The organism is Streptomyces melanosporofaciens (assembly GCF_900105695.1).
Taxonomy (GTDB): Bacteria; Actinomycetota; Actinomycetes; order Streptomycetales; family Streptomycetaceae; genus Streptomyces; species Streptomyces antimycoticus.
The window spans coordinates 7,274,449-7,298,605 of sequence record NZ_FNST01000002.1 but is presented as its reverse complement, the minus strand read 5'-3'; the positions used below and the strand labels follow the sequence as shown (position 1 = coordinate 7,298,605).

20 protein-coding genes and 1 pseudogene are annotated in these 24,157 nt (G+C 72.3%); 14 read left to right on the top strand and 7 right to left on the bottom strand.

Annotated elements, in window-relative coordinates; all coding sequences use genetic code 11:
- The 12 genes and pseudogenes from BLV72_RS34390 (at position 1) to BLV72_RS34335 (ending at position 14,874) form a co-directional block, all read left to right on the top strand.
- Positions 1–1,539 (top strand): AMP-binding protein, encoded by a 1,539-nt coding sequence (locus BLV72_RS34390; RefSeq protein WP_093470718.1) that lies wholly within the window; start codon positions 1–3, stop codon positions 1,537–1,539.
- 72 nt (positions 1,540–1,611) lie between these two features.
- Positions 1,612–2,709 (top strand): annotated as a pseudogene (locus tag BLV72_RS34385) (AMP-binding protein); the annotation flags it as partial.
- 492 nt (positions 2,710–3,201) lie between these two features.
- The gene (locus tag BLV72_RS34380) at positions 3,202–4,491 is read left to right on the top strand and encodes an FAD-dependent oxidoreductase (RefSeq protein ID WP_093467258.1); all 1,290 of its coding nucleotides are present in this window, start codon (positions 3,202–3,204) and stop codon (positions 4,489–4,491) included.
- A 145-nt stretch (positions 4,492–4,636) separates the two neighbouring features.
- The gene (locus tag BLV72_RS34375) at positions 4,637–5,479 is read left to right on the top strand and encodes an aminotransferase class IV (RefSeq protein WP_208905820.1); all 843 of its coding nucleotides are present in this window, start codon (positions 4,637–4,639) and stop codon (positions 5,477–5,479) included.
- Positions 5,476–5,973 (top strand): carboxymuconolactone decarboxylase family protein, encoded by a 498-nt coding sequence (locus BLV72_RS34370; RefSeq protein WP_093467257.1) that lies wholly within the window; start codon positions 5,476–5,478, stop codon positions 5,971–5,973. The genes BLV72_RS34375 and BLV72_RS34370 overlap by 4 nt, the downstream gene beginning before the upstream one ends.
- A 54-nt stretch (positions 5,974–6,027) precedes the next feature.
- Positions 6,028–6,639, top strand: a complete 612-nt coding sequence (locus BLV72_RS34365) for an Rv1733c family protein (protein WP_093467255.1) — start codon at positions 6,028–6,030, stop codon at positions 6,637–6,639.
- An 88-nt stretch (positions 6,640–6,727) separates the two neighbouring features.
- Complete coding sequence (locus BLV72_RS34360; RefSeq protein WP_093467254.1) at positions 6,728–7,018, top strand: DUF1876 domain-containing protein; 291 nt, start codon at positions 6,728–6,730, stop codon at positions 7,016–7,018.
- A gap of 258 nt (positions 7,019–7,276) precedes the next feature.
- On the top strand, positions 7,277–8,533 hold the full coding sequence (locus tag BLV72_RS34355; RefSeq protein WP_093467252.1) for a cellulase-like family protein: 1,257 nt from the start codon (positions 7,277–7,279) through the stop codon (positions 8,531–8,533).
- A gap of 166 nt (positions 8,534–8,699) precedes the next feature.
- Positions 8,700–10,097, top strand: a complete 1,398-nt coding sequence (locus tag BLV72_RS34350) for an MFS transporter (RefSeq protein ID WP_093467251.1) — start codon at positions 8,700–8,702, stop codon at positions 10,095–10,097.
- The gene (locus BLV72_RS34345; protein ID WP_093467249.1) at positions 10,088–11,260 is read left to right on the top strand and encodes an anhydro-N-acetylmuramic acid kinase; all 1,173 of its coding nucleotides are present in this window, start codon (positions 10,088–10,090) and stop codon (positions 11,258–11,260) included. Before BLV72_RS34350 ends, BLV72_RS34345 begins: the two co-directional genes overlap by 10 nt.
- Positions 11,261–11,504: 244 nt before the next feature.
- Complete coding sequence (locus BLV72_RS34340) at positions 11,505–12,854, top strand: hypothetical protein (protein ID WP_244321145.1); 1,350 nt, start codon at positions 11,505–11,507, stop codon at positions 12,852–12,854.
- Between the two features lie 538 nt (positions 12,855–13,392).
- Positions 13,393–14,874, top strand: a complete 1,482-nt coding sequence (locus BLV72_RS34335) for an ABC transporter substrate-binding protein (RefSeq protein ID WP_093467248.1) — start codon at positions 13,393–13,395, stop codon at positions 14,872–14,874.
- Between the two features lie 61 nt (positions 14,875–14,935).
- Here the strand turns inward: BLV72_RS34335 and dnaK are convergent, their stop codons facing one another.
- From dnaK to BLV72_RS34315, 4 genes are all read right to left on the bottom strand, one after another.
- Positions 14,936–16,858, bottom strand: coding sequence for a molecular chaperone DnaK (dnaK, locus tag BLV72_RS34330; protein ID WP_093467246.1), 1,923 nt, complete (start codon positions 16,856–16,858; stop codon positions 14,936–14,938).
- 76 nt (positions 16,859–16,934) lie between these two features.
- Positions 16,935–18,338: a Si-specific NAD(P)(+) transhydrogenase gene (gene sthA / locus BLV72_RS34325; protein ID WP_093467245.1), complete on the bottom strand. Its 1,404-nt coding sequence runs from the start codon at positions 18,336–18,338 to the stop codon at positions 16,935–16,937.
- A gap of 84 nt (positions 18,339–18,422) precedes the next feature.
- On the bottom strand, positions 18,423–19,151 hold the full coding sequence (locus BLV72_RS34320; protein WP_093467243.1) for a YoaK family protein: 729 nt from the start codon (positions 19,149–19,151) through the stop codon (positions 18,423–18,425).
- 72 nt (positions 19,152–19,223) lie between these two features.
- Complete coding sequence (locus BLV72_RS34315) at positions 19,224–19,853, bottom strand: CGNR zinc finger domain-containing protein (RefSeq protein WP_093467242.1); 630 nt, start codon at positions 19,851–19,853, stop codon at positions 19,224–19,226.
- A 54-nt stretch (positions 19,854–19,907) separates the two neighbouring features.
- Here BLV72_RS34315 and BLV72_RS34310 point away from each other — a divergent pair, with 54 nt between their 5' ends.
- Positions 19,908–20,876: a ketopantoate reductase family protein gene (locus BLV72_RS34310; RefSeq protein WP_093467240.1), complete on the top strand. Its 969-nt coding sequence runs from the start codon at positions 19,908–19,910 to the stop codon at positions 20,874–20,876.
- On the opposite strand, the gene BLV72_RS34305 is transcribed toward BLV72_RS34310, so the two are convergent.
- Positions 20,848–21,312 (bottom strand): DUF2000 domain-containing protein, encoded by a 465-nt coding sequence (locus BLV72_RS34305; protein WP_093467239.1) that lies wholly within the window; start codon positions 21,310–21,312, stop codon positions 20,848–20,850. The two genes, BLV72_RS34310 and BLV72_RS34305, sit on opposite strands and share 29 nt — an antisense overlap.
- 108 nt (positions 21,313–21,420) lie before the next feature.
- Between BLV72_RS34305 and BLV72_RS34300 the strand changes: the two genes are divergently transcribed.
- Positions 21,421–21,915, top strand: coding sequence for an Lrp/AsnC family transcriptional regulator (locus BLV72_RS34300; protein WP_093467237.1), 495 nt, complete (start codon positions 21,421–21,423; stop codon positions 21,913–21,915).
- A gap of 30 nt (positions 21,916–21,945) precedes the next feature.
- On the opposite strand, the gene BLV72_RS34295 is transcribed toward BLV72_RS34300, so the two are convergent.
- Both BLV72_RS34295 and BLV72_RS34290 read right to left on the bottom strand, forming a co-directional pair.
- Positions 21,946–22,548: a helix-turn-helix domain-containing protein gene (locus tag BLV72_RS34295; protein ID WP_093467236.1), complete on the bottom strand. Its 603-nt coding sequence runs from the start codon at positions 22,546–22,548 to the stop codon at positions 21,946–21,948.
- Positions 22,549–22,689: 141 nt separating this feature from the next.
- On the bottom strand, positions 22,690–24,117 hold the full coding sequence (locus BLV72_RS34290) for a purine-cytosine permease family protein (protein WP_093467234.1): 1,428 nt from the start codon (positions 24,115–24,117) through the stop codon (positions 22,690–22,692).
- Positions 24,118–24,157 lie beyond the last annotated feature (40 nt).

Below are 24,157 nucleotides of genomic sequence, written 5' to 3'. Positions count from 1 at the left end.
ATGTCCTCCCCGCCCCTGCCCACCGGCCCCACGGTCTCCGCCAATGTCGCCGCGCATCTCGCGGCGCTCGCGGACCGCCGCGGCTGGTCCGGCCGGGCCGCCTTCTTCGAGGGCCACCGGGCCTGGACCCACGGCGAGGTCCACGACCGCGCCGAGCGCGCCGCCACCGTGCTGGCGGGCCGGGGAGTGGCCCCCGGTGACCGGGTGCTGCTCGCATTACCCGACGGCATCGTGTGGGTGACCACGTTCCTGGCCGCCGCCCGGCTGGGCGCGACGGCGGTGCTGGTCAATCCCGCGCTCACCGCGGACGACCACCGCTTCATGGCCGAGGACTCACGCACCGCGCTGGCCGTCTCGGGCCCCGATCTCCAGGACCACTTCGAGGGCGTCCCCTGGCTCGGCGCCGACCAGCTGTCGGCCCTGACCGGCCCGCCCGCCACCCTGGGCGCGGCGGCCCCGGCCCCGGCGGCGAAACCGGTGACGGCCGCCACCTCGCTGTGCCTCCAGTACACCTCCGGGACCACCGGCCGCCCCAAGGCGGTGACCCACAGCCATGGCGATGTGGCCGCCTATCACGATCTGGTCGGGCAGGAGGTGCTCGACATCGGCCCCGCGGACGTGTCGTTCTCGGTGTCCAAGCTGTTCTACGCCTACGGCTTCGGGAACGCCTTCGCCTTCCCTCTCTTCTCGGGGTCGGCCGCGGTGCTGACCGCGGACCGCCCCGGACCGGCCCTCATCGACGACCTCGTGGCCCGGCACCGGGTGACCCTGCTGTACTCGGTGCCGTCCTCGTACGCCGCCCTGGTGGACGAGCGCGGCACCGGCCACACGGCCCGCTTCGCCTCCGTCCGCGCGGCGGTCAGCGCGGGCGAGGGACTGCCGCCCGCCCTCGGCGAGCGGGTCGGTGAGCTGCTCGGCGCGCCGGTGCTGGAGCAGATCGGCTCCACCGAGGCGGGCCACGCCTTCTGCGCCAACACGGTGTGGGACAACACGCCCGGCACCCTCGGCCGTCCGGTGCCGCGCTTCGAGCTGGAGTTACGGGACCACGAGGGCGCCGTGGTGGCGGACGGGACCGACGGCACCGCCGAGGGCGAGCTGTGGGTGCGGGGTCCGACGGTGGCCACCGGCCGCCCGGGGGACGGCGGTTGGCTCGCCACTCGGGACCGGGCCCGGCGCGAGCGCGACGGGACCTATCGCCATCTGGGCCGGGTCGACGACCTGGAGATGGTCGGCGGGATCACCGTGTCGCCGCTGGAGGTCGAGGAGGTGCTGCGGCAGCACCCGGCGGTGCGGGAGGTGGCGGTGGCGGCCGTCCCCGACGAGCGGGGCGCGACCCGGCTGCGCGCCTATGTCGTACCGGCTGCCGACCCGGGTGGCCGGGCGGCCGACGAGGAGACGCTGACGGCCGATCTGGTCGCGCTGGCCCGGCGGCGGCTCGCCGCCTACAAGGCGCCGCGCACCGTGCGCCTGGTGGCCTCGCTGCCACGCACCCCGACGGGGAAGCTGCGGCGCCATGTCGTCCGCACGGGCCGCTGGTGACGCGCCGCGGACCCCACGGCCGCGCCTGGGCGCACGGCCTCCCGACCGACTTCGAACGATGAGGACCTCGATATGTTGCAGCGGCTGCTCCCCGAGCGCGGGTTCTATCTGGGGCTGATGTTCCAGGAGGCCGCGGCCCGCCACGGCAGGGTCAGGGTGACCCTGGACCGGCCACTGGACGTCGCCCCCGGGGCCGGTACCGACCTCGGGTACACCGAACTGGCCGATCTGGTCGACGATCTGGCCGCCCGGCTGTGGTCGGCGGGGGTCCGCCCGAGCGAGCATGTGGCGATCCTCAAGGGCGACAACGTCGACATCGTGCTGCTGACCTGTGCGGTCTCCCGGATCGGCGCGGTCCCTGCGCTGCTGTCGCCCTCGCTGGACGGACAGGTGGCCGCGGTGCTGCTGGACCGGCTGCACGCCCCCTGGCTGATCACCGACCGGGCGACGCTGGAGTCCACGCTCAGCGCGGTGGACACCACCCTGGCCCGGGGCGTGCTGACGGTGGACGAAGCGCCCGGGAACACCATCGCGCTGACCGCGCTCGCCGGGGTGCCGCGCCGCCCGGCCATCCGGCTCCATCCCGGCGAGCCCTCGCTGATCACTCACAGCTCGGGGACCACCGGCATACCGAAGCTGGCCGTGCACTGCCCGCACACCATGTGGAACCGGCTGGTGCCGCAGCAGGCGCTGGGCCGGGCCACCCGCCGGGAACCGGCCGCGCTCCACATGTCGTTCGCGCACTCCCGCTTCTACCATCTGCTGGGTGTGCTGCTGCACTTCGGCAGTCCGCTGCTGCTGCTCGTCGACCCCGACCCGGCCCACGCCGGCCCGCTGCTGGCGGCACACCGCCCCGGCATCGTCGAGACACATCCCAACACCTATGTGCTGTGGGAGGACCTGGCCGACGCGCCGGACGGGCCACTGTCCAACGTCCGGGCGTACGGCTCCACCTTCGACGCCATCCACCCCCGTGCGGTGCGGCGGCTGCTCGCCGCCTCCCGGCGCCGCGACCCCCGGCTGACGCAGTTGTACGGGCAGAGCGAGACCGGGCCCATCGCGTTTTGCTGGTACACCCGGCGGGGCGCGGACCGGGTGCAGGCGCGGCGGGTGGGCACCGGCATCCCCGGCTTCACCCGGGTCCGGGTGGTGGACGAGCGGGGCCGCACCTGCCCGCCGGGGACGACGGGGGCCATCGAGGCCCGCACCCGCGGCCGGATCCTCACCTACCTCGGCGCGCCGGAGAGTTACGCCCGGCAGGTGGACCGGGGCTGGTGGCGGATGGGCGACATGGGCTACCGCGACCGGTGGGGCGCGCTGTATCTGCTGGACCGCGAGGTGGACCAGATCGCCACCGTGGACAGCAATCTGGAGGTGGAGGACGAACTGCTGTCGCGGATCGCCGACCTCCGGGAGGTGGTCATCGTCCACGGTCCGGAGCGGGAGCCGGTGCCGGTGGTGTGCACCCGGGGGACCAGCCGCTGGACCCCGACCGCTGGCGGGAGGCGACCGGGGATCTTCCGGCGCTGGCCGAGCCGGTGCAGTGCCGCTTCGAGGATCTGCCGCGCACCGGCACCTGGAAGATCAAGCGGCTGGAGATCGCCCGGCTGCTCGCCGCGGGTGAACTGCCCACCCTGTCCACCGCCCCGGTCGGTGGCTGACATGGCGGCGCGGAAGGAGCGCGGGCCGGTTCTGGTGGTGGGCGCCGGACCGGTCGGGATGACGGCGGCGCTCAGCCTGCGCGCGGCCGGGCTGCCGGTCACGGTGCTGGAGGCCGGGGCGCGGGACCGGGTGCGGGCCGGGAGCCGCGCGCTGTTCGTCCACCGGCGGTCGCTGCGGCTGCTGGAGCGGGCCCGCCCGGGGCTGGGCGCGCGGATCGCGGCGTACGGGACGACCTGGCACACCCGGCGCACCCTCTACCGCGGCCGTGAGGTGTTCGCGCGGACCTTTCCGCGGGTCGCCGGAGACGGGGGCCACGAAGGCAGGGGCCACGGAGACGCGGGCCGCGGAGACGGGGTTTCCGCGGCCGGGGTTTCCGGGGACGCCGCCGCGGCACTGCCCCCGTTCACCAGCCTGCGTCAGGTGGACACCGAGCGGTTCCTCTTCGAGGCGTGCACGGAGGCGGGCGTGGAGTTCCGCTTCGGCGCCGAGGTGCACGGGGTGCGCTCGGACGGCGACGAGGTGACGGTGACCGCGAAGGACGGCGGAAGCTGGACGGCCGGTCATGTGATCGCCGCCGACGGGGCCCGTTCGGGGGTGCGCAAGGCGCTGGACATCCCGCTGGTGGGCACCCGGTCCGAGGGATATCACGTGGTCGTGGACGTGGCGGATCCGGCCGGCGGGGACCTGCCGGTCGAGCGGGTCTTCCACTACGAGCACCCCGGCACCGGCGGCCGCACCGTGCTGCGGGTGCCGTTCACCGGGGGCTTCCAGATCGATCTGCAGTGCCGCGCGGACGATCCGCCGGAGTGCTTCGGCACCGAGACGGCGGTCCGCCGCTGGCTGCCCCGGCTGGTGGGCGAGGACTGCGCCCACCGGGTGCTGTGGGTGTCGCGGTACCACTTCCTGCGCAAGGTGGCCGCGTCGTTCGCCGATCCGTCGGGCCGGGTGCTGCTGGCCGGTGAGGCCGCGCATCTGTTCCCGCCCTTCGGGGCGCGCGGGATGAACAGCGGGATCGTGGACGCCGTCGCGGCGGCCGAGGCGGTGTCGGCGGCATGCTCCGAGCCGTCCCGGAGACCCGCGGCGGTGGCCGGGTACGCCGCCGCCCGCCGGAGCGCGGCCCTGCACAACAGCGAGGCCGCCGGGGCGGCCCTGGACCATCTGCGGCCCCGGCCGCTCAAGCGGGCGGCCCAGCGGGCGGCGGCGACCCTGTCCCCCGTGGTCCCCCGCTGCGGGGAGTGGCTGGAACGCGCTCCTTACGGCCCCCGGGGCGGCCCGGCGCGCGGCTATTGACCGGCAATCCAGCGAGCGCGGCTAGGAATCCGGCCGGACATCCGCACATCGGACACCGGGCCACGGACACGGGAAAGCACGCATCGGACACCGGAAACACCGGAAGCAGCTTCGGACATCATCGGGACGGAGACTGGAAGCGGACATGGTCGCTGCACAGAACATCGGTCACGCCGACGCGTCGGACCAGAAGCAGTGGACGCTGATGTGGCGCGAGGACGGCGGGCTGATGCCCTCCCGGGCGGTGCCGGACGCCGCCCTGCTGGCCGCCGATTCCTGGCTGGTCGACGACGGGCGGGTGCGCGGGCTCGACCACCACCGCCGCCGGTTCGTCGCCGGGTGCGTCGAGGCGTCCGGCGACTCCCCCGCCCGGATCGAGAGCTTCTGGCGCGACGCGATCGCCGCCCTGCCCCGTACCGAGCGCTGGTTCCCACGGGTCGAGCTGGCCGGTCCGGAGCCGGCCCGGCTGTTCCTGCGGATACGCCCGGCGCCGCCGCGGACGGCCAATGTGACCGTATGCCTGACCGAGGAGTTCGATCCGCGGTCGCATCCCCGCCGTAAGGGCCCCGACCTCCCCCTGCTGGCGCATCTGCGCGAGCGGGCCGCCGCCCGGGGCGCGCAGGAGCTGATGCTCACCACCCCCTCCGGGCTGGTGCTGGAGGGGACGACGGCGAGCGTTCTGTGGTGGGAGGACGACGTCCTGTGTCTGCCGCCTCCGGGGCTTCCGCTGCTGGCGGGCGTGACCTCGGCCCTGATCCAGGACCGGGCGGCCGAGCTGGGCGTCCGCACCGAGCACCGCAACCGCACCGTGCAGGAGCTGGACGGCCGTGAGGTGTGGCTGGTCAACGCGGTGCACGGAATCCGCCCGGTGACCGCCTGGCTGGGCCGTCCGCTGCGGGCGGGCCCGGCGCTGCGCGCCGCCTCCTGGCAGACCTGGCTCGACAGCGCTGCCGATCCCCTGGTTTCGACGAACGGAGTTCACCGATGACGACGACCACCCCGGCCCGCACCACCGCCCGGCTGGATCTGAAGGGCCTCGCCCCCGAGGTCTCCGCCGCGATGGGCGAGCTGCACCGGGCGGCGGTGCGGGCGGGCCAGGACGCGGGGGTCGAGCCGGAGCTGCTGGAGCTGGTGCGCATCCGCGCCTCGCAGCTCAACGGCTGCGCCTTCTGCCTGGACATGCACACCAAGGACGCCCGCGCCCAGGGCGAGACCGAGCAGCGGATCCACACCCTCGGCGCCTGGCGGGAGACCCCGTTCTTCACCGAGCGGGAGCGGGCCGCGCTCGCGCTGGCCGAGGCGGTGACCTCCGTCCAGGACGGCCACGTGCCGGACGAGGTCTACGCGGCGGCCCGCGAGGTATTCGACGAACCGCAGGTGACGGCGGTGATCTGGGCCGCCGTCGTGATCAACGCCTACAACCGCACGGCGATCAGCGCACGGATGGTGCCCGGCGCCTATCGGCCCGCCCCGCGCTCCTGACCCCGACACCGGTGCGAGAGCGCGCCGGTGTCAGCACTCGCTGGAGGCCAGACCATGAACACCCACGGACCGCGACGCGTATTCGGGCCGCGTCCGCCCCTGCCCGGGCGTCCGGCCAGGGGTCCCAATCCGCTGCGCCGCCGGACGGACCGGATCCAGACCTGGTGCACCGTGCTGCTCGTGCTGATCCTCGCGGTCGGGCTGCCGGCCGCCGCGATCAGCGCGGGGTACGCGGCGCACGCCTCCCAGATGCGCGTCGTGGCCGCCGAGACCTCGGCGCGGCACCAGATCACCGCGCGGCTCGCCGAGGCTCCGCCCGGGCCGGACCACACCGATGTGCGGGAGCCGCGGCAGGCGCGGGTGCGCTGGGTCGCCGACGACGGTGAGCGCCATACGGGCACCGCCACGGTGTCGGGCGGCGCCTCGGGGGGCGAGGTACGGGTCTGGGTGAACCGCGAGGGCGCCCTGGCGCAGGCGCCCTCCTCCCCGGCGACCGCGCGCACCATGGGCTGGTTCACCGGCTGTGTCACCGCCGCCGCGGTGGCCGCGGTCGCGCTCACGGGGCGGTCCCGGGTCCGGCGGGCCCTGGACCGCAGGCGGTACGCGCGATGGGAGGCAGAGTGGAAGGTGGTGGAACCCGCGTGGTCCGGCAGGAACCGCCGCTGAGCGGCTCCGGCCGCCTGCGCGGGGTGCGCGGTCGCCAGAAGGCAGCCACAGCCACCAGAGGCGGCCGCCGGAAGATGAGGAGCAGACCATGTCGCACACAGTGGAGTGGAGGGTCCATCTCTACCTCTCCGAGGACGAGGGACGGACCACGGCGCGCGTCGAGCTGGACACCGGGGCCGCGGCGCTCACCGGCCGGGGACTGGCCCGGTGCAACCCGGACGACGAGGACGTGCCCGTGATCGGCGATGAGCTCGCCGCCGCGCGGGCGCTCAGCGACCTGGGGCAGCAGCTCGTGCACGCCGCCGAGCGGGACCTGGAGAGCGTGGGCGCGCCCCCGGCCCCGCGCAGGCCGCGGCCCGGCTACGGCTGGATCGCCTGAGGAGCCGGAGGCGACCGTAGTACGGACCTCGCGGGGCGAGGTCCGGTGGGCGCCGACGGCCTCAGCGCCGGGCGCGTCCCGGTTCCGGATGACGCGCCATGAGGTGTTCTCTTCCTGGGAAGGCTGGAGGAACGGGGCGGAAATCCCACCGCACCAGCGCTGGCCATTATTTATGAATACATCTTGACAGTCCGTTTGGGACCCCCGGACGATGAACCGGTCTCTCATCGCCGAGCCGCCGACCGCGGGGAGCCCCCTGTGACGCTGTCGCCGCATCTGCCGGACAAACTGACCATCTCGCTGTGGGACTTCAGCTGGTACACCCGCACCGGCCCGGGCGAGCCCTTCGCCGACCTCGACCGCGCCTTCGAGGAGGCCGTGGCGCGCGGCTACAACACGGTGCGCATCTGCGCCATGCCGTTCCTGCTCTTCGGCTCCCGGCTCGACACCGGCAAGTTGCGGCCGTCGGGGCTGGGCGGCGCGTACGGGCAGCGGATGCGCTGGTACGACGTGGGCGGCGGGGGCGAGATCGACGGACGGGCCTGGCTGCGCGAGCTGTTCGAGGCGGCCCTGCGCCATGACTGCTTCGTGATCCTCTCCAGCTGGGAGTACCAGCAGAGCCCGTCGTTCGGCGAGGACCGCGCCTGGTTCGACGCGCTGATGGCCGTCGATCCCGAGCGGCGCGCCGAGGCGCTCGCGGACGCGCTGGCCGATCTGATCGACTTCCTGGTGATCCACGGTCTGGACGACCGGATCGCCTTCACCGAGCTGCACAACGAGGTTCAGGGCAGCCGGCTCACCGAGGGGCTGGAGGGCCAGGACAAGGTCGTCGCCCTGCGGCCACGGCTGGAGCGGGGCATCGCGCGCTTCAAGGAGCGCCACCCCAACCGGCCCGTCACGGTCAACTACGCCAAGGTGCCGGTCGGTTCGCTGCGCGGGGTCCCCCGGGACGTGGATGTGGCGGTCTTCCACCCTTACGTCTACGGGGTGCTGGACGAGCTCCTGGCCACCTTCGCCATCCGCGACCGGGGCCGCCCCTTCGCCCAGGAGCCGGTCCGCCGCGAGCTGCTGCGCCCCGGCGCCCCCGATCTGGCCGACTGGGCTCCTCCGCCCGGCGATCTCTGGCGGCTGGAGGCCACCACGGTCGGCCCCCGGGAGATCTACGTCCACGACTGGTGCGACCCCGACCGCTGGGACGCCTGGCTCTACGACCGCTATGCCATGCACCGTCTGGCGATGGAGCAGCGGCTGGTCACCTGGATCGAGGCGGCCGCGGACTGGGCGGCCGGGAGCGGGGTCCCGCTGGTCTTCGGCGAGGGCTGGATCGGCTACACCCCGCTGCACGGGACCTTCGAGGAGGGCCCGGTGGGGGCCGCGTTCTGCCGCCGCGCCGTCGAGGAGTCGGCACGGGTGGGCGCGTGGGGCGCGGTGGTGTGCTCCAACGCGGCGCCCCAGCACCCGATGTGGCAGGACATCGCGCTGCAGCGGGAGTGCAACGCGATGCTGCGCGGCTGACCCGCCCGGCCGTCGGCGGCTCCGGTGACGATGACGCACGTCGCGAGGGCAGGCGTTCCGCCAGGACCTCGCGCACCACTGGAGCCGCGCTCGCACCGGTAACCGCCGCCGCCAACGGGTACGCACATCACGTTCCCCTTGGCGGTGACGGCGAAAGGGCCCGAAAGTGACGACGTCCCCAGCGGATCCCCGAGAGCGTGCCGCCGGGCGGGCCCCGCGCCGTGCGCTGGTGGCCGGTTCGGTCGGCAACTTCATCGAGTGGTACGAATTCGGTGTCTACGGCTTCTTCGCGACGATCATCGCGGCGAACTTCTTCACCCCGCACGGCGGCACCGAGCTCGAGGGCCTGGTCAAGACCTATGCCTCCTTCGGGATCGCGTTCTTCTTCCGCCCCATCGGCGCCGCCGTCTTCGGCCGGGTGGGCGACCGGATCGGCCGCCGGCCCACGCTGATCCTGGTGCTGCTGCTGATGACCGGCGCCACGACGCTCATCGGAGTGCTGCCCACGTACGACACGCTGGGCGCGGCCGCGCCCTGGCTGCTCACCCTGTTGCGGATCCTCCAGGGGCTGTCCGCGGGCGGGGAGTTCGGCGGTGCCGTGTCGATCATGACGGAGTTCGCGCCACCGGGCCGCCGCGGGCTGTACGGGGCGTGGCAGTCGTTCACCGTGGCGCTGGGGCTGCTGGCCGGGGCCGGTGTGGCGGCGCTGCTGGCCACCGTGATGAGCGAGGAGTCGCTGGGCGACTGGGGATGGCGGTTGCCGTTCCTGGCGACCCTGCCGATCGGGCTGGTCGCCCTGTGGCTGCGGCTGAGGCTGGAGGAGACCCCGTTCTTCCGCGCGGCGGCGGACGGGGAGACCGGCCCCGCGCCGGGCTCCGGGGCACCGTCCGCCGCACCGGAGCGGGTGGCGGACCCGCGTGAGATGGCCGGGGCCATCGTCATGGGGGCCGCGCGCATCATGGGCTGGGCGGCGGCCGGTTACACCTTCCTGGTCGTCATGCCGTCGTATCTGCAGGCCACCTTGAACGCCACCTTCCAGCAGGCGCTGGTCGCCACCGTGGTGGCCAACGCGGGCTTCGCGCTCTCCATCCTCCCGGCGGGCCTGCTCAGCGACCGGATCGGGCGGCGGCCGGTGATGCTGACCGGGGCCGCGCTGGTGGCGGTGCTGGCCTTCCCGCTGCTCAATGTGTTGCAGGAGCCGGACAGTTCGGCGTGGGTCCAGGGGGCGGCGGTCTTCGTCGCGGGCGTGGTGGTGGGCCTGATGGCGGGGCCGGGTCCGGCCATGCTCGCCGAGATGTTCCCGACCCGGGTCCGCTATACGGGCCTTGGGCTGGCGTACGCGCTGTCCAACGCGGTGTTCTCCGGATGCGCGGGGCTCATCATCACCGAGGTGATCAAGCGCACCGGCGAGGTCGACATCCCGGCCTACTACGTGACGGTGACCTGCGCCATCAGCGTGCTCGCACTGTTCACCCTGCGCGGGGAGGACCACCGCGGCGCACTGCCCGAGGTGGCGCGGGCGGGGAAGGCCGCCGAGACGGAGGAGGAGACACCATGCGCGTGATCGGCCTGATGTCGGGCACGTCCCATGACGCGGTCGACGCCGCGGCAGCCGATCTGGTGCTCGACGGCGACACCGTGGTGCTGGTGCCGCTGGGGCTGGTCAGCGAGGCGTATCCGCAGGCGCTGCGGTCGGCGCTGAGCGCCGCGCTGCCCCCGGCGGCCACCACCATGAAGGACGTGTGCGCCCTCGACACCCGTATCGGCCAGGCGTTCGCCGCGCTCGCGGCCCGCGCCGACCGGGAGCTGTTCCAGGGGCGCGCGGACCTCATCGGCTCCCACGGTCAGACGGTGTACCACTGGGCCGAGGGCGGGCGGGTGCACGGAACACTGCAGCTCGGCCAGCCCGCCTGGATCGCCGAGGCCACCGGCTGCCCGGTCGTCTCCGATCTGCGCACCCGTGATGTGGCCGCGGGCGGCCAGGGCGCTCCCCTGGTCAGCCTGGTGGACGCCCTGTGGCTGCGCGGGCGGCCCGGTGTGTGCGCCGCCCTGAACCTGGGCGGGATCGCCAACATCACGGTGGTGTCGAGCGCCGGCGATCCGCTGGCCTTCGACACCGGCCCGGCCAACGCGCTCATCGACGCGGCGGTCCGCGATCTGACGGACGGCCGCCTCGACCATGACGCGGACGGCGCCATGGCGGCGCGCGGCACCGTCCACGAGCCGCTGCTGGAGCGGCTGCTGGCCGAGCCGTACTATGCGCTGCCCGCACCCAAGACGACCGGCAAGGAGCTGTTCCACGGGTCCTATCTGCGGGCGGCGCTGGCCGCCGCGGGCCCGGTGCCGGACGATGACGTGGTCGCCACCGTCACCGAGCTGACGGCCCGTACCGTCGCCGACGCGGTGCGGTCGGTGCACGCCACCGAGGTGCTCGCCTCGGGCGGCGGCACCCGCAACCCCACCCTGATGGGGGCGTTGCGCCGGCAGCTGGGCGCCATCGCGCTGCGGACCTCCGATGAACTCGGCCTTCCGGCGGCGGCGAAGGAGGCGTACGCCTTCGCCGTCCTCGCCTTTCTGACCGCCCATGGGCTGGCCGGTACGGCGCCGAGCTGCACCGGCGCCCGCCATGCCAGCGTGCTGGGGTCGATCACCCCGGGGAGCCGCGGCCTCACCCTGCCCGCACCGGACCGGCCGGCGCCCACCCGGCTGGAGATCTTCCGCCGCTGAGCGGACTGCGGCGCGTGGCCGGTAAAGGGGATGTCGGCATCGGCCGTACCCGGGGTACGTTGGGAGCGGTCGGCTATAGAAGGGGCGAACGTGGGTAAAGACCCCCCGAGTTGCCGACGGGGGGCCGACGGGGGGACGGGGGCACGTGGCGGAATCCGGAATGGGTGTGGGCTTAAGAGGCCGCAGCGGGATCATCAGTCTGGTCGGAGAGTGTCTCAGACTGGGGCCCACGGACGAGCGGCCGGTGATCATGCTGCTGGGGCCGCGCGGCAGCGGGGCCAGCGAGGCCCATGGCGCGCTGATGGAGAAGTTCGGGCCCGAGACGCCGTTCGCGTATATCAATCTCGGCGGTGAGCAGAGCCTGCTGCCGCGGTACGCGCTGGCGCTGCTCGCCCGCCAGCTGGAGCGCAAGCTGCCGCGCTACCGCCGCTCCCACTTCCCGCGGCTGACCCTCGGTCTGCTCGCCTCGGACCACCAGCTGCGCATGACGAGCCTGGCGGAGGGGCGGCGCAACATCCGGCGGGAGCTGGACGCGTTCCAGGAGCGGGCGGAGGCGCGTTACGGCGACTATCTCGCCGCCTTCTTCGAGGTGGCCGGAGGCGCGGTGGGCGCCCCCGACGGCGCCTCCACGGCGGCGCTCGCGCTGCTGCGGGACGCGCTGCGGCGCGGCCGGAGGCGGCTGCCGGGCCGCAAGTTCACCAGCAGCGCCGCCTGGTACGGCGGCCATCCGCTGCTGCAGAGCCGGGATCCGTGGGAGGCGCTGGTCGAGCTCAACCTGTGGCGCCACGACGGGGACGAGGACGATCAGGAGCGGCTGGACCGGGTGCTGTTCTCGGCCCTGCTGGAGGACATGCGCGGCAATGTGCGCCACTCCTTCATGCCCCGCTCCTATCTGCTGCTGCTCGACAACTCCCATACGGAGTACGGCCGTCGCTTCCTCGATCTGCTGATCCGGGCCCGCCATGACGACGCCGTGGTGGCGGGCACCGACTGCGATCCGCTCACCGTCGTGGCCAGCTCCAACCGGTGGCTGCCCCGCTGGGGCCCGGCCACCGGCGATCAGTGGCCCTGGCGGCTGCGCGGCCCGGACCGGGCCTCCCTCACGGACTGGACGGAGCACCGGCCGGGCCGGGACAGCGATGACACCTGGTGGTATCCGCTGCGGCTGCGCGATCTCAATCTGGACGAGGTGCGCATCCGGATCGAGCTGGAGCTGCGCCACCATCCCGACCTCGCGCCGTTCGCCCGGCTCGCGCCCTTCATCCACCGGCTGACCGCGGGGCTCCCCGGGCGGTCAGCCAGGTCCTGGAGCTGTTCCGGCATTCGACCGTGCCCATCGAGGACGGCGCCGAGCAGGACCGCTGGCTGCGCACCCTGCCGGACCGTACGCCGCGGGAGGGCGAGGACCCCCGGACGCTGGTGGAGGCCGCCCTGGATCATCTGCTGCGCGGGTTCGACCCCATGCAGCGGGCGGCGCTGGAGGAGTGCGCGGCGGCCCGCGATCTGTCCATCGGCACCCGGCTGCTGGGCTCGGGCGACTCGCTGTTCGGCGAGGTCCGCGGCCGCTGGCTGCTGCACAGCCCGGGCACGGTGACCCCGGCCCTCCACCCCTGGCCGCGCCGGCTGCTGCTGTGGCGGCTGGCCGCGCGTCCGGACGACTGGGACGCGGTGCACGAGCTGCTGGCCGAGCACTTCAGATCCGAGGGCCGCACCGTCCAGGAGATGTACCACCGGCTGGCGGCGGAGCGGATCGATGAGGTGACCGGGTATCTGGTGGCGCGCTTCCCGGCGGTGCCCGCGGCGCAGTGGATCAGCGAGTTCAACACGATCACGGCCGCGCCCAACCGGCTGGGCCAGGCCGGCGGACCGCTGGAGCTGCTCGCCGGCCTCGCCCCGGAGGAGCCCCCGGAGGCGGTCACCACCGCCTCGGTGATCCGGGAGCTGATCACGGTGCGCTGGGTGTGGAGCGATCCGCTGGCCGACCCCGCGATGCGGCTGAACGACATGATCGCCGACGGGTTCAACCAGCTCTCACGACTGCGGAGGAACGACATCGTGGCCCTGTTCAACGAGGCGGAGCGGTACCGCCACTGGCGCCATCCGCTGACGAGCGCGGGCGAGGGGTGAGGCCCGTGCCGAGACTGGAATGGCCGCTGCACATCGTGCGCCGGGTGGTGATCGGCGTGCTCGTCGTCGCGCTGCTCGCGGTGGCGGTCCCCCTCACCTGGAAATGGATCGAAGAGAAGCGGGCGCGGTGCGGCGACGGCGTCGTCGAGAAGGGCGACGACCACGAGTGCGTCGGGGTCACCGACGGCTCGTATGTCTTCGCGGACCATCTGAAGTCCGTGGAGAAGAAGATCAAGGCGGAAAACGACCGGGTGGAGGAGAACACCGGCAAGGAGCCGTACGTCAGCGTCGCCTATATGACCTCCTTCACCCTGACCGACGACGACAGCAACTCCGAGGAGTCGGTCCGCCATGAGCTCGAGGGCGCATATCTGGCGCAGTACCGGCACAACCGCGGCGATCTCTCCTCCTCCCCCAAGATCAAGCTGCTGATCGCCAATGTGGGGAGCAGCGCGGCCCACTGGGAGCACACCGTCGACGAGCTGATCGACCGGATGACCTCCGACCGCGACAAGCTGGTCGCGGTCACCGGGCTCGGCCCCAGCACCGATCGGAGCCTGAGCGCGCTCAGGCGGCTGTCGGACCGCGGGCTCGCCCTGGTGGCCAGCACCATGACGGCCACCAACATCGAGGGCATAAAGGGGTTCGTCCGGGTCTCGCCGACCAATGTGGACGAGGCGTACGCCGCCTCCGCCTATCTGAAGAAGCAGAAGGTCCGTACGGCGGTGGTCGTCCAGGACGCCGCGCGAAGCAACTACTACGCCAAGACGCTGGGTGACGCCTTCACCGAGGTCTTCCAGGACACCAAGGGCCATCGGCTGGTGGCGGACCGGATGACCTATGACTCCTCGGTGCGCAGCGCCTGGGAGAACGAGCTGCGCTATATGCCGGGGCAGCTGTGCGACCAGAAGCCGGAGGTGGTCTACTTCGCGGGCCGCGGCAAACACCTCACCCGGTTCCTGGACTCGCTCGCCAACCGGCCCTGCCAGGAGCGGAAGTTCACCGTCATCACCGGTGACGACACCTCCAACCTCACCGCCAAGGAGCTCGCGCACGCCGCCGACAGCGGGGTGCGGGTGCTCTACACGGGTCTGGCGCACCCGGATATGTGGCGGCAGGACCCCCTCCATGTCTCCGGTCCCTCGGCCGGCCACTTCCAGCCGGGCGGGTCGATGGACAAGTGGTTCCCGGGCGATCCGCGCTATGACGGCCAGGCCATCATGGGGCATGACGCGGTGCTCGCCGCCGCCCATGGCATCCAGATGGCGGCGGGCTGGCAGGGCGAGGTGTCGGGGGACGCGGTGGCACGGATGTTCCACCAGATGGACGGGCGTCAGCAGGTGGCGGGGGCGAGCGGCTTCATCTCGTTCCAGAACAACGGCAATCCGCGCAACAAGGCCATCCCCATCCTGCACCTGAACGCAAGGGGGCGCTCGGAGCTGGTAGAGGTCTCGGCGCCACGGGGCGAGCCGCCCAGAAAGCAGTGAGGGTCAGGGGGCGGTGACGCTCGGGCCGCAGTGAGCGTCAGGCCCCGGGAAGCGGTGGCGGTCAGCCGGCGCCTCCCTGCGGCCGCTCGCCCCCGGCCTTCTCGTCCCCGGTCTTCTCGTCGTCGACGATCTCCGCGTCCACGACCTCCTCGTCGGACGCGTGGGCCTGGCCCCCGCCGTCACCGGAGGAGCCGGCCGCCGAGCCGCTCGCTCCGCCGCCGGACGAGGCGGACTGCTGGGCCTGGGCGTAGATGGCGGTGCCGATCTTCTGCCCGACGGCGGCGGTCCGCTCGGTGGCCTCGCGGATCGCGTTGGTGTCCTCGCCGTCCAGGGTCCCCTTCAGCTCCGCGACCGCCGCCTCGGCCTCCTGCCGGACGTCCTGCGGCACCTTGTCGGGCTGGTCCCGCAGCAGCTTCTCGGTCTGGTAGACGAGCGCCTCGGCCTGGTTGCGGGTCTCGGCGGCCTCGCGGCGCTTGTGGTCCTCCTCCGCGTAGCTCTCGGCCTCCCGCATCATGCGGTCGATGTCGTCCTTCGGCAGCGCGGAGCCGCCGGTGACGGTCATCCGCTGCTCCCGGCCGGTGCCGAGGTCCTTGGCGGAGACGTGCATGATGCCGTTGGCGTCGATGTCGAAGGCGACCTCGATCTGCGGCACCCCGCGCGGGGCCGGCGGAAGGCCGGTCAGCTCGAACATCCCGAGCTTCTTGTTGTACGCGGCCATCTCGCGCTCGCCCTGGAAGACCTGGATCTGCACCGACGGCTGGTTGTCCTCGGCCGTGGTGAAGACCTCCGAGCGCTTGGTCGGGATCGTGGTGTTCCGCTCGATCAGCTTGGTCATGATGCCGCCCTTGGTCTCGATACCGAGGGACAGCGGGGTGACATCCAGCAGCAGGACGTCCTTGACCTCCCCCTTGAGGACACCGGCCTGCAGGGAAGCGCCGATGGCCACGACCTCGTCCGGGTTGACGCCCTTGTGCGGCTCCTTGCCGGTCAGCTCCTTGACCAGGCTGGTCACGGCGGGCATCCGGGTGGAGCCGCCGACCAGGATCACATGGTCGATATCGGAGGTCTTGATCCCGGCGTCCTTGATCGCCTGGTGGAAGGGGGCCTTGCAGCGCTCCAGGAGGTCCTCGGTCAGCTGCTGGAACTGCGAGCGGGTGAGCTTCTCGTCCAGATGCAGCGGGCCCGCGTCGGACGCGGTGATGTACGGCAGGTTGATCGTGGTCTCGCTGGCCGCGGAGAGCTCGATCTTGGCCTTCTCGGACGCCTCGCGCAGCCGCTGGACCGCCATCTTGTCGTTGGCCAGATCGACGCCGTAGCCGCCCTTGAAGCGGGAGACCAGATGGTCCACGATCCGCTGGTCCCAGTCGTCGCCGCCGAGGTGGGTGTCGCCGTTGGTGGCCTTGACCTCCACCACCCCCTCGCCGATCTCCAGCAGCGAGACATCGAAGGTGCCGCCGCCGAGGTCGAAGACCAGGATGGTCTGGTCGTTCTCCTTGTCCAGCCCGTACGCCAGGGCGGCGGCCGTCGGCTCGTTGATGATCCGCAGCACCGTCAGCCCGGCGATCTCGCCCGCCTCCTTGGTGGCGGTGCGCTGGGAGTCGTTGAAGTACGCGGGGACGGTGATCACGGCGTCCGTGACGTCCTCGCCGAGATACGCCTCGGCGTCGCGCTTGAGCTTCTGCAGCACCCGCGCGGAGATCTCCTGCGCGGTGTAGCGCTTGCCGTCGATGTCGCCGGTGGCCGGGAACCGCCAGCGGTCCTCGCCCACGTGGCGCTTGACCGATCGCGCGGTGCGCTCGACGTTTGTCACCGCCTGGCGCTTGGCGACCTCGCCCACCAGCACTTCGCCGTTCTTGGCGAAGGCCACCACCGAGGGGGTGGTCCGGGTCCCCTCGGTGTTGGTGATGACGGTCGGCTCGCCGCCCTCCAGGACGGATACGACCGAGTTCGTCGTACCCAGGTCTATACCGACTGCGCGGGTCATCTGAGCCCTCCTCCCGATCTGCCTCCCAGTATCCCAAAAAGGGATATTCGGGGCGGGCGCGGAGGCGGGCCGGGACTCAGTCCCGCAGGTGGTCGATCTCGCGCATCTTGTTCGTGGCGTCGAGCGCGGCGACCTTGTACGACTCGGCGAAGGTCGGATAGTTGAACACCGCGTCCACCAGATAGTCGACGGTGCCGCCGCAGCCCATCACGGCCTGGCCGATATGGATCAGCTCGGTGGCGCCGGTGCCGAAGCAGTGCACCCCGAGCAGCCGCCGGTCCTCCGGGGAGACCAGCAGCTTCAGCATGCCGTGCGCATCGCCGACGATCTGGCCCCGGGCCAGCTCGCGATAGCGCGACACTCCGACCTCGAAGGGCACCTTCTCGTCCGTGAGCTGGTCCTCGGTGCGGCCGATGAAGCTGATCTCCGGGATGCTGTAGATCCCGATCGGCTGCAGATGGTGGATCGGGTTCACCGGCTCCTCGCAGGCGTGGTACGCCGCGCTGCGGCCCTGCTCCATGGAGGTCGCGGCCAGGGCCGGGAAGCCGATCACATCGCCGACCGCGTAGATATGCGGTACGGCGGTGCGGTAGTGCTCGTCCACCGCTATCCGGCCCCGCCGGTCGGCGGTGAGCCCCGCCTTGCCGAGGTCCAGCCCGTCGGTGAGCCCCTGGCGCCCCGCGGAGTACATCACCGCGTCGGCGGGGATCTTCTTGCCGCTCTCCAGGACGGCCAGGGCGCCCCGCGCATGGCGCTCGACGGCGGCCACGGTCTCGCCGAAGCGGAAGGTGACGGCCAGGTCCCGAAGCCGGTACTTCAGCGCCTCGACGATCTCGACATCACAGAAGTCCAGCATCCCCTCGCGCTGCTCGACCACGGTGACCTTGCTGCCCAGGGCGGCGAACATCGAGGCGTACTCGATGCCGATCACCCCGGCGCCCACGATGACCATGGAGCGCGGCACCCGCTCCATGTTGAGGACACCGTCGGAGTCCATGATCGTCCGCTCGTCGAACTCCACGCTCGCGGGGCGGGCCGGGCGGGTGCCGGTGGCGATCACGATATGCCGCGCGGTCAGCAGCTCTTCCTGGCCGGTCGCGTCCGTGACGGCCACGGTGTGGTCGTCCACGAACCGCCCGGTGCCCGGGAACATCGCGACCCGGTTGCGGGAGAGCTGGTTGCGGACGACGTCCATCTCACGGCCGACCACATGCTGGGTCCGGGCCGTGAGGTCGGCGACGGTGATGTCCTCCTTGAGCCGGTAGCTCTGGCCGTACAGATCCCGCTGGGTCAGTCCGGTGAGATAGAGCACCGCCTCGCGCAGGGTCTTCGACGGAACGGTTCCAGTGTGCAGGGAGACCCCGCCCACCATCTCCTTCCGGTCGACGACGGCCACCCGGCGACCGAGTTTGGCGGCTGCGATGGCAGCTTTCTGGCCGCCCGGTCCGGACCCAATCACAAGCATGTCAAAGTCGGTCACGGACCGAGTCTGGCATCGGATGACGCCCCGCTGGAAGAGGAATCGCCGGTCAACCGCCCCGGGGAGTAACAGACTTGGGGCGGCCTACTCGGCGTGCGGCCACAGACGGCCCTCGGCGTCCCGGGCCAGCGAGGTCAGGGAGGCCAGCAGTACGAGGGCCACCAGCCCGGTCGGCAGGGCGGGCGCGGCCCGCGCCGCATGGGCCACCAGCAGCCCACCCGCAGCGGCACCCACCACCAGGGCCCCCAGCAGCGCCATGCTGAGCCGACCCACCGTGCCGCTGCGCGCCACGTCGACCAGCAGCCCGGTCAGGACGCCGGTGAGATAGGTGGTGGAGAAGCCGGGCGGCCCGACGGCCCGCACCAGACCGCTCTGCCCGCCCATCGCGAGCGCGGCCACCGCCAGCAGCCCCAGTTGCCGGCCGCCGGAGGGGTGGCCGCCGGTGGCCGCCCACGCCGCCCAGAGCCCGCCGAGCGCGAGCAGTTCCACCGTGAGCGCGCAGCGGGCGCGCCAGGCGGGCCGGGGGCCGCGGACGATCCGGCCGCTGAGCAGCGCACCCACGATGTATCCGGCCATGGCGACCGCGGTGTCCCGGGCCAGCGTCGCGTCCAGGGAGGCGGTCGACATGCCGAGCAGGGAGAGGTTGGCGGTCATGACGCTGGTGAAGACCCCGCCCAGCGCCAGAAAGCTGATCGCGTCCATCGCCCCGGTCGCCACGGTCAGCGCGACGGCGGCCGCCACTCCCCCGGCGTCGCACGCCCGTCCCGGGCGCCGTCGCTTCGGTGCGGGGTCGGTGTCGCTCTCATCGGCCATCGGCACTCCTCCGGCCACCTCGGGTGCCCCGGGCGGCGCACCGAAAACAACGGCCCTGGGAGCGCCGGGGCGTCAGGAGCCGGCCGGGGCGGCGGCCGCCCGCCGCTCGCGGTGTTTCGCGGCCTTGGCGCTGTTGCCGCACAGCCGCATGGAGCACCACCGGCGCCTGCCGCCCGGTGTGTGGTCGAGGTAGATCATCGTGCACAGCGAGGCGTCGCACACCCGCAGCGCCCCGCGCCGCTCCGGGTCTCCGAGCACCGCGATGAGGTCGCGGACGACGGCCGACTGCAGCTCCCGCCCGGACAGGGGGCGATCGGCGCCGTCGATCCCGACGCCGGTGCCGGTGGCTATCAGCAGCGGCTGCGGAGGGGCGGGGCGCGCCCGGTCGTTGAGCAGCGCCACGGACACATCCGACGGCGCCCGGCCGTCGACCACCGCCACCACCACGTCGTAGGCCGCTTCGCGCAGCGTCCACAGCTCGGTGAGGAGTTCGTCAGTGACGGCCTCGTCGTGGAGCCGCAGCCCGACGCCGTCGCACCACTCCCGCAGCCGGTCGAGGGTGCCGAGGCGCTCGATCGGGGTGCTGCCGCGCCGCCCGAGGGTCGCGAGGAGATTCAGGGCGAGGCTGCCGGCGTCGAAGCGCAGGGCCCGCAGCCGGGCGGTCACCCGCGGCCGCGGGACCGGCTCCGTCGAGGAATCCATCCGCATATAGTAACCGTCTGAAGGGTTACCAAGCGGCTGAGGTGAGGGCACATCATGCGGATCGCGGTCATCGGCGCGGGTGGCGTCGGCGGATACTTCGGCGCGCGGCTCGCCGCCGCGGGTGACGATGTCACCTTGGTGGCACGGGGCCGCCATCTCGCGGCGATCCGGGAGAAGGGGCTGACCGTGCGCAGCCCGCTGGGCGAGCTGCGGGTGCCGTCCGAGGCGGTGGTGCCGGCCATCTCCGACCTCGAGTCCCCGGACCTCGTCATGGTGGCGGTGAAGCTGTGGGACACCGAGGACGTCGCTCGGCAGCTGGCGCCCCTCGCCGAAGGCGGCGCCGCCGTCGTGTCGTTCCAGAACGGGGTCCAGAAGGACACGGTGCTGCGCCGCCATCTGCCGGCCGGGTCCGTCCTCGGCGGGGTCGGCTATATCTCGGCGTTCATCGAGGAGCCCGGGGTGGTGGTGCACAACGGCACGCTGCAGCGGCTGGTGTTCGGGGAGTACGACCGTACGGAGTCCCCGCGCGCCCGCGATTTCCTCGACCGCGCTGTGGCGGCCGGTATCGACGCGGAGATCAGCGCCGACATCGAGCGCACCATTTGGGAGAAGTTCGTCTTCCTGGTGGGCCTCTCCGGGACGACATCGGCGGTGCGGCAGCCGATCGGGGTGGTCCGCGGGAATCCCGGGTCGCGGGCCCTGCTGCGTGAGGTGATGCACGAGGTGGTCGCCGTGGGACGGGCCAAGGGGGTGGCTCTGGACCCCGGTTTCGCCGACGACCGGCTCGCCTTCTGCGACACGCTGCCCGCCGCGATGACGTCCTCCATGCACAACGACCTGCTGCACGGCAACCGCCTCGAACTCGGCTGGCTCAGCGGAGCGGTGGCCGACCTCGGCGCCGAGCTGGGCGTCGCCACCCCGCGCAACCGGGCCATCGCCGACATCCTCTCCCCGTACGCCCTGGGCGATCCGGCCGCGACCGGCGGCGCGGGGGTCAGCGCAGCAGGGGCAGCTTCCCGATGAGCTTGCTCACCTTGTTCCGCGGGCCGATGATGCTGAGCGCGAGATAGTCGAGGTCCTCGGTCTTGGTGCCGGCCAGGCTGTCGAGGTACTCGTCGTAGACCCGTGAGGTCTGGGCCTGCCCGGGCATGTCGACGAGGTACAGGTCGTCCTTCCCGGCGGCCTTCGTGCGCAGCTCGCGCAGCGTCTCCGGGCCGGCGGCCAGGATCGAGCAGCCGGCCCACGGCAGCCCCGGGTGGCCGGCGCCGGACCCGTCCGTGCCGTCCGGCCCCAGCAGCTCCGGCATGGCCCGGCCGACGGCGGCGGCCATGCAGGCGGCGGCGTTCACCGCCCGGCCCGCCGGCAGTTCCTCGGCCACGACGATCACCCACTTCAGCTTCGCCTGCCGGGTGGACTGATCGGTGCGGACATCCTCGTCGGTGAGCCGGGGAACGGACACGAGCGGCACTCCTTGTCGATGGCTAATGTGGTGGATGAGGTGGACGGTACCCATCCATCCGTGCCGCGGCACGGCCCGCCGAATTTCGTCAGGCAAGGGAGCGCTTTCGTGGAACTTGATGCACTGGACCGCGCTCTTCTGCGGGAGCTGCAGAACGATGCACGCCAGACCAACCGGGAGCTGGCCCAGCGGACGGGGGTCTCGCCGTCGACCTCCCTGGAGCGGGTCCGGGCGCTGCGCGAGCGCGGCATCATCAGCGGCTATCACGCCGCCGTCGACCTGGAGGCGGTCGGCCGCCCCGTCCAGGCGCTGATCTCGGTGCGGATCCGCCCGCCGTCCCGGCCGGTCATCGAGGGATTCCGGGAATGGGCCGCCCAGCTTCCGGAGACCATCGGCCTGTTCGTCACCTCCGGCGCCCATGACTTCCTCATCCATGTGGCGGTGCCGGACACCAATGGGCTGTACGCGTTCGTCATCGACCGCCTCACCGAGCGCCGTGAGGTGGCGGATGTGCAGAGCACGATGGTCTACGAACACGCCCAGTCGCGCTGTATCGACCCCGCCCCCGCCGAGCGCCCCGCACCCTCCCGCCGGAGGCGATAGCGGGCCGGGGAGGGGATGGGATGGGATGGGTCAGTGGTGCGGGGTGTCGCCAAAGGCCGTCACGGTCAGAAACCGTATGGGCAGGGTGATCAGTTTCTCCGGGCCGTGCGGCGCCTCGCCGTCGAACTGGAGGGCGTCACCGGCCCCCAGTGTGTAGCTGGACTTGCCGTGGCCGTAGACCATGACGCCGTCGAGCATGTAGATCAGCTCGGTGCCGCCGTGCTGGAAGAGCGGGAACACCTCGCTGGACTCGGTGAGGGTGACCTCCAGCGCCTCCATCCGCTTGTTGCTGCCGCGCAGGGCACCGAGCAGGGCGTACTCATGGCCGATCCGGGTGCCGCGGCGCACGATGCGGGCGCCGTGGCCGGCCGGGACGAAAACCGCCTCGCGCTCGTCGTCCATCCCGCGGAAGAGCGCGGTGACGGGCACGCCCAGGCCGCGCGCGAGCCGGGAGAGGGTGGTGAGGCTGCAGGCGGTCTGGGCATTCTCGATCTTGGACAGCATGGCCTTGGAGATGCCCACCCGCTGGGCCATTCCACCCACCGACGCCCCGGCCGCCTGCCGGTACTCCCGCGCCCGGACCGCGATGATCCGCTCCAGCGCCTTGTCGTCGTCCCCCGCGTCTGCCGCCATCCACCGCATCCTAGGGCCTGTCACCAAAGGGGACACCCCGCTCCCTTTGACGACAAACCCTGGTGCCGCTGAGGGCCCCACCTCGGCGGCGGGCGGCTCCGTCGTGACGCCGCCCGCCCCGGGGGGTTCACCGCCGGGCGGTCAGGAGCCCGCCACCGCCGCCGTCTTCTCCGGCCGCGGTTCGGTCGTGGCGGGAACGTCCCGCGTCCACAGTGGCCGCAGCCGGTAGGTCAGCAGATAGAGCACCGCGGCGGCGGCCGCCGCGACGAACATGCTCAGATCGCCCGCGTGCGGATGCGCCGCGGCGAACGCCCCGGTGTAGAGGTCGGATTGCCAGAACGGCACCGAGGCCACCACCCCGCCGGCCCAGGCGACGAAGCCCCAGGAGAGCACCCGTCCGCGGTCGTACAGCTCGGCGATCCGGCCCGGGTCGGAGCGGCCGCCCAGGTGGTAGTCGAGCAGCAGCACGGTGGCGAACGGCGCGATGAAGTACGCGGTGAGGTTGAGGAACACCGAGAACTTGTCCTCGATCCCGGCGTGTCCCCACAGGCTGATCCCGTACGCCAGCGCGCAGATGAGGGTGACGGCCTGGGTCCGGGTGACCGGCACCTTCAGCGTCTGGATGGAGATCGCGCCGCCGTAGACGTTGAGGAAGTTCTGCGCGAGCGCCGAGAGCCCGATGGCGACGAGGGCGGGGATGGCGAACGGCCCGGTCAGCTGGTGCAGGGCGGTGATGGAGTCGGTGCTGGTGGCGTTGGAGCCCAGAAGCACGCCGAGGATGCCGAGCCAGCAGATGGTGACGAAGTTGCCGAGCCCGGTGTACCAGGCGGTGCGGCTCACCACGCGGGGCGAGTCGGGCAGATAGCGCGAGTAGTCCGAGGCGAACGGCGCCCAGGCGACCAGGAAGGAGAGAAACCAGCCGCCGAAGGTGATCCAGCCGCCGGTGGAGCCCACATAGTCCGGTGCCTTCGGATCGGCGTCGAAGGTGCCCGCGCCCCGGACCAGGGCCACCACCGTGATCATGACGAACAGCGGGGTGAGCACATAGGTCAGCACCCGCTGCAGGAAATTGATCATGTTGTAGCCGTAGATGGACACCACCAGCTCGACCAGGGTGAGCACCAACCCACAGACCCAGAAGGGCAGATGGGTCAGCTCGGCGATGGCCTTGCCGCCGAGGATCACGGTGACGGCGGCCCAGCCGACCCCGGCGAACACATTGATGTACGCCACCGGGAGGAAGTTGCCGAAGAAGCCGAGCGGGCCACGCGCCTGGATCTGCTGGGGCACCCCCAGCCGTACGCCCATCCGGGACATCACGGCCATCAGCAGCGAGCCGAGACCCGCGCCGGCCACGATCGCGGCGACGGCGGCGCCGAAGCTGAGACCGAGCCCGACCGCACTGAACCCGAGCAGGATGATGGGGAAGTTGAGACCGGCGGCGAACCAGACGAAGAACTGCGAACTGGGCTTGCCGTGCCGCTCGTTGTCGGGGATGTGGTCGACCCCGAAGGGCTCCACCTTGGTGACCGCGCTGCCGTACACCGGCGCCGTGTCGTCGTGGGTCATGGGCGTGCTCCTGGGACGGGAGGAGTGGACGTCAGGGGGA